Source organism: Methylobacillus methanolivorans (genome assembly GCF_044751345.1).
GTDB classification, from domain to species: domain Bacteria; phylum Pseudomonadota; class Gammaproteobacteria; order Burkholderiales; family Methylophilaceae; genus Methylobacillus; species Methylobacillus methanolivorans.
This window is the reverse complement of sequence record NZ_JBIWXY010000001.1, coordinates 605369-618132: the sequence shown is the minus strand read 5'-3', so window position 1 is coordinate 618132 and position 12764 is coordinate 605369. Positions and strand designations below refer to the sequence as shown.

General features: G+C 51.4%; 12 protein-coding genes. 3 read left to right on the top strand and 9 right to left on the bottom strand.

Features of this window, described 5'->3' with window-relative positions:
* The first annotated feature begins 49 nt into the window (after positions 1 to 49).
* Positions 50 to 1174, top strand: a complete 1125-nt coding sequence (locus ACIKP9_RS02855) for a porin (RefSeq protein WP_400879040.1) — start codon at positions 50 to 52, stop codon at positions 1172 to 1174.
* Between the two features lie 126 nt (positions 1175 to 1300).
* Here ACIKP9_RS02855 and ACIKP9_RS02850 read toward each other — a convergent pair whose 3' ends face one another.
* The 9 genes from ACIKP9_RS02850 to msuE form a co-directional block, all read right to left on the bottom strand.
* Complete coding sequence (locus ACIKP9_RS02850; protein ID WP_400879037.1) at positions 1301 to 1960, bottom strand: hypothetical protein; 660 nt, start codon at positions 1958 to 1960, stop codon at positions 1301 to 1303.
* Positions 1961 to 2208: 248 nt separating this feature from the next.
* Positions 2209 to 3546, bottom strand: coding sequence for an ABC transporter substrate-binding protein (locus ACIKP9_RS02845; protein ID WP_400879034.1), 1338 nt, complete (start codon positions 3544 to 3546; stop codon positions 2209 to 2211).
* A 182-nt stretch (positions 3547 to 3728) separates the two neighbouring features.
* Positions 3729 to 4796 (bottom strand): branched-chain amino acid ABC transporter permease, encoded by a 1068-nt coding sequence (locus ACIKP9_RS02840; protein ID WP_400879031.1) that lies wholly within the window; start codon positions 4794 to 4796, stop codon positions 3729 to 3731.
* A 22-nt stretch (positions 4797 to 4818) separates the two neighbouring features.
* Positions 4819 to 5700 carry a branched-chain amino acid ABC transporter permease gene (locus ACIKP9_RS02835; RefSeq protein ID WP_400879028.1) on the bottom strand — a complete coding sequence of 294 codons (882 nt, stop codon included), beginning with the start codon at positions 5698 to 5700 and terminating at the stop codon, positions 4819 to 4821.
* Between the two features lie 25 nt (positions 5701 to 5725).
* Positions 5726 to 6496: an ABC transporter ATP-binding protein gene (locus ACIKP9_RS02830; RefSeq protein WP_400879025.1), complete on the bottom strand. Its 771-nt coding sequence runs from the start codon at positions 6494 to 6496 to the stop codon at positions 5726 to 5728.
* Positions 6496 to 7641, bottom strand: a complete 1146-nt coding sequence (locus ACIKP9_RS02825) for an AMP-binding protein (RefSeq protein ID WP_400879023.1) — start codon at positions 7639 to 7641, stop codon at positions 6496 to 6498. The genes ACIKP9_RS02830 and ACIKP9_RS02825 overlap by 1 nt, the downstream gene beginning before the upstream one ends.
* 14 nt (positions 7642 to 7655) lie before the next feature.
* A complete protein-coding gene (gene sfnG, locus ACIKP9_RS02820; protein ID WP_400879020.1) occupies positions 7656 to 8753 on the bottom strand; it encodes a dimethylsulfone monooxygenase SfnG in 1098 nt (365 codons plus the stop codon).
* A gap of 77 nt (positions 8754 to 8830) precedes the next feature.
* A complete protein-coding gene (locus ACIKP9_RS02815) occupies positions 8831 to 9634 on the bottom strand; it encodes an ABC transporter ATP-binding protein (RefSeq protein WP_449815536.1) in 804 nt (267 codons plus the stop codon).
* Entirely contained in the window at positions 9631 to 10221 is a 591-nt protein-coding gene (gene msuE / locus ACIKP9_RS02810; protein ID WP_400879017.1) for an FMN reductase, read from the bottom strand. The genes ACIKP9_RS02815 and msuE overlap by 4 nt, the downstream gene beginning before the upstream one ends.
* Before the next feature lie 411 nt (positions 10222 to 10632).
* Between msuE and ACIKP9_RS02805 the strand changes: the two genes are divergently transcribed.
* Together ACIKP9_RS02805 and ACIKP9_RS02800 are read left to right on the top strand one after the other, a co-directional pair.
* Complete coding sequence (locus ACIKP9_RS02805) at positions 10633 to 11868, top strand: SfnB family sulfur acquisition oxidoreductase (protein WP_400879014.1); 1236 nt, start codon at positions 10633 to 10635, stop codon at positions 11866 to 11868.
* 270 nt (positions 11869 to 12138) lie between these two features.
* Complete coding sequence (locus tag ACIKP9_RS02800; protein ID WP_400879011.1) at positions 12139 to 12756, top strand: OmpW/AlkL family protein; 618 nt, start codon at positions 12139 to 12141, stop codon at positions 12754 to 12756.
* The last annotated feature ends 8 nt before the right edge of the window (positions 12757 to 12764 follow it).

The window sequence follows — 12764 nt, the reverse complement described above, 5'->3', positions numbered from 1 at the left end:
AGCCAGCCCAACCGCCTCTTTTCATTGATTTTTACAGGGTGTATACAACATGACAACACAACATTCCCAGTTCCGACCGAGCATCTTGCCGATGCTAATCGGCTTGGCCGCCATCTCTTCTCCAGCTTATGCAGACCCGACGTTTGCCCGCAATGATGACCAGTTCATCAATATTGGCGTAGCCGCACGTGCCAGCTACCGCTCAGAAAAAGATGCTGCACCCAGTGGCAAAGATAGATCGAATGATTTCGATATTGAAAGTGCCCGTCTCTACACCAACGGCAAGCTGCATAAATACGTATCTTTCGAGCTGAATACAGAGAAGGACGCCAACGACGACATCAAACTGCTGGATGGTCGCATCGGGCTGGAGCTTAACGAACATTTCAATATCTTCGTTGGCCGCTTCCTGCCGCCAGCCAGCCGCGCTTCTGCCTCTGCACCCTACTATCCACCAACCTTCGACTATCCATTCTCCGAACAAGCGCCCAGCAAGTTTGCTGGGCGTGACAACGGCGCTTCCATCTGGGGCGTGCTACTAAACCAGAAACTCAAATACCATGTTGGCGCATTCGAGGGACGCAGCGGATCAACTACATCCAATCAATCCGACAACCTCTCATTCTCTGGTCGCCTCTCCTATAATTTCTGGGATACTGAACCTGGCTTTTACAACATCGCCAGCTATGATGGCGCAAAAGATATTCTGGCGGTCGGTGCTTCATATCGCTTCCAGAAAGATGGCGCTGGCACACTAGCCAACCCAGGCGACTACCGTTACTGGAACGTGGATGGCCGCCTGGAAAAAGCCATCACCGGCGGCGGCGTGATCGGCGCTGAAGGCTCCTATTATCGCTATGACAACGACAATACCCAAGACCCAGAGATCGCCAAGGGCAAGGGCTTTTTCGTCACCGGCAGCTACGCCTTCCCGCAAGAGATCGGCATCGGCAAGATCCAGCCAAAGTTCGTCTATGAACAATTCAAGAACGACGAAAACAATGCCCTAGCCATCGCAGGCTTGGAAAGAAAACGCTACGACCTAGGCTTCAGCTACCTTATCAACGGCAGCAACCTGCGCATCGACACCTACTACTACAAGGAAACCCGCAACCTCGGACAGCCGGATATCGACGGCATTGCCGTGCGTTTCCATATCGCACACTTTTTCTAGAAGTAAAGAAAAACCATGAGTGATATAAACCAGTCATGGTTTATATCACTGTTTAACAAAATAAGGCTGTTATCACTTAGTCCGCCTATTTGGAGGTGGTTTTAAAGTACCTAATCGAATGAGTTGTTAGGCATCATTGCCGGGAAGCAACGGTGTTAGGATAGAAGCCATAAGCTCAGTTTGAACTTGATTCATGTCATCTACTAGCTTGTACATATCGCCAAGCGAGACTGAGGTTAGCTTCTCAAGTCTCTCGTATCGCTCAATATACAGCTTTCCAACAGCAGGAATACCATTCTGAATCGTCCATACTTGATGAATGTAAACTGCACGGCGGTCAAAGACATTTTTAATTTTTGTACTTATAAGCCCCACTTGATCTTTCAGATGGGGAGCTTTGCACTCAATTAGCGCTTTTAGCATCTCTGTCAGCTCACTTACTCTGGCTTTACCTGTGAAGGCTCTTCCAGTCGTGCTATCCAAACCTGCAATATGCCAAATCACGGTTCGAATTAGAACCTCTATACTGGATGAGCTGACAGCAATCTGACCAATAGCCTCTTGATAGGCTTTGGGTGGCCATGACCAGTTACGCGGGGTAGAGGAAGCTCTAAGAATATCCAAAACTAGGGAGTCTTGTGGAGTTGAACTGGCAATTTCCTGTGCCTGCTCGGGTGATATAGCAATCATATCTGCACTCACATAGCTGTCTTGCGAGCCATCAGCCTCAAAAGCATATACTTGCCATTTCTCAGGGATAAGCTGTTTGTAGTATTTCATGCTCATATTGAATTATCTTTCAATACCTAACTATATTGAGATAGCCACATCCTATTTAATGAAGCTTAGCTAAGTCAACGCACATGCCAACAATCTAAATATCACCAATCAACACATGATGATGTAGGCCGCCTAAGATTTTGCGGCCAAAAATACACTATGACATTGATAAAAATGAGCGACAGTTCTGTTTTGATATGAACATGAAGACAAGCGTCCTCCCGCACGCAACGGGAGGCCGTTATGATTTGACGTTAAGATTCCTTTGAGCAATCACGCGGGGTAATGCCTTTTTCCTTGGCGTACTTGTGCGACGATTCCTCAATGATCGGGCGCAGCAGCTTGCGGTCGGCCTGTACCCAATCAGAGATTACTTTCCACTGCTTGCCATTCCATTGCTGGAAGCGCACTGCGCCGCCGCCTTCATGATCGGAGCAAGAAAGCTTTAAGGGCTGCACTAAGCCGTAAGCACCTAGTTGCTTGAGGCGAGCATCATCCAGGCGGATATTCTCGAAGCCCCAACGGACTTCTTCGCCAGTCAAAGGACGCTTACCAAACTTGGCTTGGGCGACGCGTACCGCTTCAACATTGAGGATGCCATTGACCACACCAAGGTTGTAATACACGGTGCCAAAGCGCTTGGGGTCTTGCAGGTTGCCCTTACCAGCCTTGAGCACAGTCTTGTCGATATCCTGCAACACAGGGAAGTTGGTGCCGGATGGATGGGTGGTAATGGAGATGAAGCCCTTGGCTGCGCCACCTGCTGGTGCGGCATCCTCTTCCGAGTTGCTCCAGATATTGCCGATGATGTGATCCGCCGGGAAGCCGGTTTTTTGTGCGGTCTTTAGTGCCACCGGGTTCATGACGCCCCAGCCACGCAAAATCACCCAATCTGGCTTGATACGGCGGATATTGAGCCATTGCGATTGTTGCTCATTGCCTGGGTGCGGTACTTCGATCAGGGTCAGCTCGAAGCCGTATTTCTTGGCCAGCAGTTCCAGAATGGGGTTAGTTTCTTTGCCATACGGCGAGCCGTGAAACAGGGTGACGATTTTCTTGCCCTTCAGCTTGTCTAGGCCACCGGATTTATCCGCGATGTAATTGATGATGGCCGACACTTCGCTATAAGGATTGAGCTGCAAAGGGAAAACATAAGGAAACACGCTGCCATCGGTGGAATCAGTACGGCCATGGTTGATGGTGATCAGTGGCAGCTTATCCGCAGCAGAGCGCTCAAGCGTGGCATAGGCAATACCGACTGATAGCGGATTGGTGGCAGCTGCAGGTGCACCGTTCAAGCCCTTTTTCAGGCGTTCGTAGCACTCCACGCCTTTTTCCACGACATATTCGGTCTCGCACTCGCTCCAGGTGAACTTGACGCCATTCACGCCACCCTCTTTCAGGTTGACGTATTGCAGGTAATCAATAAATCCACCAAAAAACCCAGTACCGCCTGCGGCATAAGGCCCAACACGATAACTCTGCAAGGGAAAATATTGCTCGTTGGCCGCTTGCGCTGTTTCCGCAGCAAGGCTTAGCCCCAATGCCAGCCCCGCAAGCAGGACAGCAGGCTTTTTAATCAAAGACAACATGATGATGATGCTCCTATTAATAGTGAAATTCATACACTTTATAAATATTAAAATTCAACACATTAAAATAATCTCCTAAAGTAATTTATATATTAAATGGGCGTAAAAATCCCTACCCACTGCATACGTAGGGGATCAAACTTATTCAATCGGGAATCAAGTCATGGTGATTTGCACAAGCCTCAAAAACGCAAAGGCCAGATGCGGCTACGTTCGCGCAAGGTCTGCCACAGGCGTGCCAGCCCAGCTGGCTCTTTAATCAGAAAGAAGATGATGAATGCACCAAACATCATCTTTTGCAGATTTTCCATTTGCCCTGGGTCCACTACCCCAGCCAGCAAGCTGGATGAAAGATTAGAGAGCAATATTGGCAATAGCACGATGAAGGCAGCCCCGAGAAAATTGCCCAGGATGCTGCCCATGCCGCCAATAATGATGATGAACAATATCTGGAATGAGCGGCTGAGATCAAAACCGTGTGGCTCAACAGTGCCCAGATAGGTGAACGCCCAAAGTGCACCAGCAATCCCCAACAAGAATGAGCTGATGGCAAATGCCAGCAGCTTGGCCCTGAAGATGGGTATGCCAATCACAGCAGCCGCGGTATCCATATCGCGTACCGCCATCCAGTGGCGGCCCAGCTCGCTGCGCACAATATTCCGCGCCAAGAACGCCAGCGCTGTGACAATGCTTAACGTCAACACATACCTCCCTGCTGGCGTGCTGAAGTCATACCCCAGTATCACCAACGGCGGTGCAGTGATCACACCTGATGCATTGTCGTTGGAAAACCAGCTGAACTGGGTCAATACCCAGGTCACAACAAACTGTGCAGCCAGCGTGGATACCAATAGATAAAAACCCTTGATACGCAAACTGGGCAAACCCACGATAATCCCGACCAGCGCTGTCGTAAAACCACCCATCAGAAAAGCCAGCAACAAAGGCATGCCCTCAATGCGCAGGTGGAAGTTATAGGCGGCAAAAGCGCCCACTGCCATAAATGCCGCTGAACCCAGCGAGATTTGCCCGGCGTAACCCGTGAGCAGATTCAGGCCTAGCCCAGCCAGCGATAGCACGAGAAATGGTATCAGGATAGCGCTGAACCAATAATCGTTGCCAATGAAGGGGATGACAAAAAAAGCAAACCCCAGCAAGGTGTAAAAGGCCCAGCGCTGCTGCCATAGCTTGAAAAGTCGCTGGTCAGCCTGGTAGGAAGTCACAAATTGTCCTGACTCTCTGTAGATCATGCTCGCGCCCTCATTTTCATTTCTATACCCTCTCTATGGCACGTTCGCCAAAAATACCCGCAGGCCTGATCAACAGGAACAACAATGCCAGCACATAAGGAAACCAGTTTTCTATGCCGCCACCGATCACGGGGCCCAGATACACCTCGGCCAGCTTTTCCGATGCACCGATAATGAGGCCGCCCACGATGGCGCCACCAATCGAGGTAAAGCCACCGATAATCAACACAGGCAAGGCTTTGAGCACAATCAGCGATAGTGAAAACTGAACGCCCAGGCGTGCGCCCCATAGCAGGCCTGCCACCAGCCCAACAAAACCGGCGACCGACCAGACGATCATCCATATTTTCTGCAACCTGATACCCACCGAAAGCGCTGCCAGTTGATCATCGGCCACGGCACGCAGGGAAATGCCTATTCTGGTCTTGTTGAACAATAGAGATAGCAACAGTACCAACACACCAGCGGTTGCTGCCGCAAACAGATCAAACTGGGAAAGCAGCAAACCAGCAAACTCCAACGGCTCATCACTGACGCCTAACTCCAGGCCATGAACCTGCGCTCCCCAAAGAAATTGAGCCAGCCCTTCGATGATGTAGCTCAGTCCCAAAGTAGCCATGAACAACGTCATCGGTGGCTTATTCACCAAGGGGCGCAGCATCACGCGTTCAATACCCCACGCCAATACGATCATCGCCAGCAACGTGATGGCGAAGCTCGCCCAGAAAGGTACCCCACGTTCCAGCAGGCTGACGAAAGTCAGCGCCGCAAACAACACCATGGCGCCCTGGGCAAAGTTGAATACACCTGAGGCCTTGTAAATCAACACGAAGCCGATCGCGATCAACGAATACATTAATCCAGCTAGCAACCCACCCGCAAAAACTTCAAGAAAAAAATCCATGTATTCATTCTCTTAAAAATTACTTTTAATGCTTTACACCAAGATAAGCTGCAATCACATCGGGGTTGCGGCGCACTTCATCTGGCGTGCCATCGCCCACTTTCTTGCCATAATCAAGCACCACCACATGATCAGACAGCTCCATCACGACCCCAATGTCGTGCTCAATCAACACCACCGTAGTACCGAACTCGCGCTGGGTATCCAGAATAAAACCGCTCATCTCTGCTTTTTCTTCGCTGTTCATGCCTGCCATGGGCTCATCCAGGAGCAGTAACTTCGGCTCCGAGGCCAAGGCACGAGCAAGCTCTACGCGTTTCTGCAAGCCATAAGGCAATGTGCTCACAATGCTGTTGCGCCACTGATTGATACGCAGAAAATCAATCACTTCCTCTGCCTTGCGCCGCTGCACGCTTTCGTCCGTGATTGCACGGCCAATCCGCAGAGCCTGCTCCAGCCAACCGCTTTTCACTTGTAGATTGCGGCCGGTCAATACGTTATCGAGCACCGTCATGCTCTTGAACAAGGCAATATTCTGGAAAGTACGTGCAATCCCTTGCGTTGCAGCAAGATTCGCACGCATCTTGCGATGACTTGCGCCATTGAAATGGATATAGCCGATGTCAGGCTGGTAAACACCATTAATGATGTTAAGCAAAGAGCTTTTTCCCGCGCCATTCGGGCCAATCAATGCGCATATCTCGCCTTGTTTCACAGCAAAGCTAATATCGCTGATCGCCTTAACACCCTTGAAAGAAAGGGAAATATCCTGCAACTCAAGCAAAGGGGCTACCATCAGGATGCTCTCCGGCTTGTGCTTGCCAGGTCATCGTGCGCGGTGGGGATTTGCCTGGTGGTCGTTGTCGGCAAGGTACGCCAGTTGGCAACCTTATCCCAAGTGCGGATATGGATATCCAAACTCTTGAAGAAGGCCACTGAATCTGCCGTCAAGGCCGGGCCGATCAGCAATGGCACCCTGATGCGGCTAAAGCCGATGACATCTCGCAAGGGGCGCTTTACCAGCCAATACCCGAGGAAACCCTGCAACGCCGTCCTATCTCGATGCAAGGCATAAGTCACTACCCGACCAAACCAACTATCTGGCAGTGGCAGGCGCTCCCTGATCATGGCCTCAAGCCTGAGATAGGTTTCTCGCGTGCCAACAACCAAGGTAGGCCCAAGCTCACGCCGATCAGCATCGCGTGTGACGATGCTCTCGGGGAAATTGAGCGTAAAACCCGCCGTTAGCCATGGCGACAATAAGTAACGCAGATGGCCACTGGTGGCAAACACGCGTGCAACAAAGGCCTCTTCCGCACGTCCAAGGCGCTCAGTCAATACCAATAGGCGCCCTTCTTCCAACAGATCATCGTGGCGAAAATGCTCCACCTGCACGCTGCGCTCGCCGTTAACACGATATAGCGCAAACGCAGCCTGCCCAGCCTCTGACACAGGTTCACGCGCTATCGAATTGCCCCCTGTCAGCAACGATGGATAGTGGCGCAATGCCGGCTGTTGCTGCCCTGCAAGGCCGCGCGCCTCGGCATAAATCACACGCACACCTTGAGGACTACTGGCCAAGGTTTGTTCCACCTGCTGTTGACCCTCGGCAAATACAAATGCGGGTGCCAGGTGCGCCAGCAGCAAGGCCAGCGCCACCTCGTCCATCGATGGATCCAATGGCGCGGCTATGCCGCCCAACCATTGCGCCGCAATCGAGAGCAGCAAAGCTTCTCGCCGTGGGTGCGTCAGCAATACCAGCGTGTTGCCACGCTCAAACCCGATCTGGCCTAGCACTGCCACTAATTGCGCCACTTCTTCATGCAGCGATTTCCAGTGCTGCTCATGCCAGATGCCCAATTGCTTGTAACGCAATGCCACACGGTGTGGCTGCGTGGTCGCATGCTGAATCAGCCAGTGCGGTAAGGTATTGCTTGCCATATGCATTCCTTGCTTCACGCAGCCAATGCGACCTGTTTTTGTTCCAGCTCACGCACCAGCGGCAAGACTTTTTCACCGAAATAAGCAACTTCCTCATGGAAATGCAGGAAGGCAGATAGCACCAGGTCAACACCCACGGCCTTCAGCGCAACGATGCGCTCTGCAATTTGCTGTGGCGTGCCAATCAAGTTGGTCTTGAAACCATCGTTGTACTGCACCAAATCTTCAAAAGTCGATTTTGCCCAATTGCCTTCACCTTCAGGGCTGGCCTTGCCTGCCTGCTTGGCAGCATCACCAAAGGCATTGACGGCTTCTGGGTCTGCCTTGTCGATGATTTCCTTCAGCACCGCACGGGCTTCTTCTTCTGTATCGCGTGCAATGATGAAAGCATTGACACCCACCTTGACCTGATGACCATTGGCAGCCGCCTTGGCGCGGATGTCATCCACTTGGGCCTTGATGCCTTCTACCGTGTTGCCATTGGTGAAATACCAGTCAGATACTCTGGATGCCATGTCGCGTGCGGCACGAGAGCTGCCCCCCTGGAAAATCTCCGGATGCGGATTGGTGTTGTAAGGCTTGGGTTTCAGGGTGTAATCATGAAAGCGATAGAAATCACCCTTGAAGGTGAAGTTGTCCGTCGTCCAGATTCCCTTCAGCGCACGGATAAACTCCTCTGAGCGGCGATAGCGCTCATCATGCTCCAACCATGGCTCGCCAATCGCCTGAAACTCCCCCTTGAACCAACCAGAGACCACATTGATGGCAACGCGGCCCTTGGTCAGTTGATCTATCGTTGCCAACTGTTTGGCTGCAACCGCCGGGTTCCATGGGCCAGGGAGAATGGCGGCAATCACTTTGAGCTTGGTCGTGGCTGCCAGCAAGGCATGGGAAAATGCGACAGGCTCATGCTGAAACTCAGCACCATAACCCGCGGTAAAGCGAATCTGGCTCAGGGCATATTCAAAACCATTCTGCTCCGCCAATTGCGCCAGCTTGATGTTGTAAACAATATCCCAGCTAGTGCGCTGCTCGATCTTGCTCACAACCAGGCCACCACTGACATTGGGCACCCAATAGGCAAACTTGATATCGTCTTTCTTGCTACTCATGATTCATCCTTTCAATTAAGTCATTGACCTGCCTGCCACGCAGGCCTTGTTATTACTGCTGTATTGACCACCAGCCCTCATTGCCTCTTACCCAGATAGGCATCCTGCAAGGCACTATCCTGCAGCAACTGTTCAGCACTTCCAGACAGCACCACCTTGCCGGTTTCAAGCACATAGCCGTAATGAGCGTGCTTGAGCGCTACCGGGATGTTTTGCTCGGCGATCAAGAAGCTGACGTTTTCACTGGCATTCAACTGGCTGACGATATCGAAGATTTCCTGCACGATCAGCGGGGCCAGCCCCATGGAGGGTTCATCCAGCAAAACAAGAGAGGGATTGGTCATCAGGGCACGGCCAATGGCTACCATTTGCTGCTCGCCGCCTGACGTATAGCCAGCCTGCACCTTGCGTTTTTCCTTCAGCCGCGGAAACCAGGCATAAATACGCTCCAGGCCGGTTTGCAGTGCCTGCCTGCCGGGGCGGCGTACAAAACCGCCACTGATCAGGTTTTCCTCCACAGTGAGATGAGGAAATACATGTCGACCTTCCAGCACGTGAACGATCCCCTGCTGAACCAGCAGATTGGCGGAAGTATCAGTGCTTGGCTGCCCTTTAAAATGGATGCTGCCGCGACTGAGAGCTGCACGGCCTGCCCGCACCAGGCCTGAGATCGCCTTGAGGGTGGTGCTTTTCCCAGCACCGTTGGCACCCAGCAAGGCAACGATGCTGCCCTGCGGCACAGCTAGCGAAACACCGCTCACCGCCAGGATGGCGCCATCGTAAATGACCTCAATATCATTCACGCGCAACAGTGCTTCAGGCTGTTGCTGAGTGTGTAAACGTATGGCCTGCGGTTGAATCGCTTGGGTAACCACACTCATGCCCTGGCCTTTTCTGTCGCTGATTTTGCAGCATCCAGTGCCTGCAATGATGGCAAAGCCCGCTCAACAGCAAGCGCAATTCGCGCTTGCAATGATTCACTGGCAATCGCAAACCCGCCTAGATCCAGCTCATTAAAATCCTGTTCGCTGCCATACACACCCAATGGCAAGGTCAATGCCTGGAAAAAGCTGAACAAAGGGCGCAACTGGTGATCGATCACCAATGCGTGCCGATCACTTCCGCCAGTGGCTGCAAGAAAAACCGGGGTATTGATCAAGGCTTCATGGCCAACAAAGTCAAACAAATGCTTGAATAGGCCTGTGACAGATGCACGATAAACCGGCGTGGCGACCACCAGAATGTCAGCCTCCTCAATCTGGAGCACTTCATCCACTGCAGCCTTGGGTAGATCAAGGCGACTCAGGCTGCTACCAAGCAACGGTCCGAGTTGATACAACTCAATCAGATGCACATCCAGCGATAACTTGTCTTGCAACTCGGCGACGATCGCTTTTAACAAGGTTGTCGTGCGAGATGACTTTCCCAGACTCCCTGATACCGCCACCAGCTTCAATTTTTGGCTCATGCCGACTCCTATCCACTTATTCCAAAATGCACCGAATTCATCGAATGCAAATAACAATAAGTAGATAGCAGCAAGCATGCCAACACATAAAATCATTAAATATCATTAGCTTAATGAAAATAAGCATGCCTAATGACTGTTGCTATCCGTGCTGGATGCTGAACATCTGCTGATTAATCAGCAGTTCAAGCAAGATTTCCCCACCCTCACCCTCATGCACAGCACCATGCGTTGCTGATTAATCAGCAGCCATTCAGCAATTCTTTGCTTCAGTAGTAACAGAACGCACCGAAATAAATAACTAAACCAATGAATATCAATTAGTTAACAACATGGCACACAACATGCAATTCATCCGTGAGGATGATTGCATCCCTACCCATATTGATTGCTCATTAAGAAAGGTTATTCATGACAGCGACATCTGTACTCATTGAGGATGCTGAACAACAACAGTTGCCCCGCCCCGCAGCCCACATCATCAAAAGCGATGCCGAGGCGATTGAGGTTGCCCATTGGGTCGCCGCAGCAATTGCCAAGGAAGCCGCCACTCGCGATGCCGAACGCCGCTTGCCTGCGCCAGAGCTGGATCTGTTTTCCCAAAGTGGCTTATGGGGTATCACCGTGCCACGTGAATACGGCGGTGCGTTTGTATCGAATGCCACGCTAGCAGAAGTCATTGCCATCATTGCAGAGGCAGACCCCAGCATCGGGCAGATTCCACAAAATCATCTCTATATGGTGGAAGGCATACGCCTGGATGGTACTGAGTTCCAAAAAAAGTTCTTCTTTGACCTGGTACTCAAGGGCGTGCGCTTCGGCAACGCCTTCTCTGAAATTGGCACAAAGAGCGTCAATGATGTGCAAACCCGCATCACCCCCACCGAGGGCGGCTACCTGCTCTCAGGCAAGAAGTTTTACTCTTCCGGCGCCTTGCTGGCAGACTGGGTGCCAGTGGTAGCAAAAAATGAGGCTGATGACACCATTGTCGCCTTTGTAAAAAAAGGTACCCCAGGCCTCACGATCATTGATGATTGGTCCAGCTTTGGTCAGCGCACTACCGCCAGCGGCACAACGATTCTTGAAAACATTTTTATCCCTAGCGAATACGTGCTGCCTCACCACCTGGCATTTGACCGCCCCACCAGCATGGGCCCCGTGGCACAAATTATCCAGGCTGCCGTGGATACTGGCATTGCACGTGCTGCGTTGCGTGACACCATTCATTTTGTACGCAACCATACCCGCCCCTGGATTGATAGCAACCTGGAGCATGGTTACGAAGATCCGCTGAGCATCAAGGATATTGGCGATCTCCAAATCCGCGTGCATGCCACAGATGCCTTGCTACACCGCTCGGGAGAATTTCTGGATATCGCACAACGCGATCCGAATGAAGATACGGTAGCGGCAGCGTCGATTGCCGTGGCAGAAGCCAAGGTACTCAGCACCGAAACCGCCTTGCTGGCGGGCAGCAAGTTATTTGAATTGGCAGGTACGCGCTCTACCCTTGGCCAATTCAACCTGGATCGTCATTGGCGTAATGCCCGCACCCACACCCTGCATGACCCGGTGCGCTGGAAATATTATGCCGTAGGCAATTACGTGCTGAATAACGTCAAGCCACCACGCCATCCCTGGATATAACCCCGATCTGTTTTGCCAGCAAAAAAGCGGTGCCTATCTGGGCACCGCTTTTTTTATAGGGTCATCGCATCCAAGTGATACTGAGTGATTTTTCAGCAGCTCATCAGCACAATAGTCCTCACAACAACAGTATGGATAAAACAAAATCAATGAAAATCAGCAACATAAGATTGGCACGCAATATGTAATAACACCCTTAGCTAAGTGCAACACCTCTACCAATGGCTGGCACTTTTGCGATTATCTCGATAATTTACAAAAGGAATCTTAATGTCTCAGCAATTTTTCCCTCTGACCATGTTATTCACAAGCCTGCTGCTTCCAGTTGCAGCGGCAGCAGATACTGAGGCTTTGTCTCCGTGGCAAGCGCGAGCCGGCATTTCACTGATTGCCCCCAAGTCGAACAACGGCTCTATTCTCGATAATACCGCTGATGTCACCCTCAGTAACCGTGTAGGCCCCACCGTCAACATCGCTTACTTCATCACCCCGCATTGGGCAATCGATCTGCTAGGTGGCCTGGCATTCAAGCACCAGATTGATGTCAATGGCAGCCGTGCCGGTGAAGCTAAGCACCTGCCTCCCATTCTGAGCCTGCAATATCACTTCAGACCAGAAGCAACACTACGGCCATATGTGGGCCTGGGCCTCAACTACACCACCTTTTTGGATGAGAAATTAGACAATGGCGCCAAGCTAAAGCTGGGCGACTCTTGGGGGCCTGCTCTGCAAGCAGGTCTGGACTATGCCCTGGACAATCATTGGACCATAGGCGCAGATATCCGTTACGCACGCATCAATACCAAAGTCAAAATCAACGGCCTGGATGCTGGAGATGTCAGCATCAACCCTATCGTTTACACATTGAATGTCGGCTATCGCTTTTAGGAGGAATC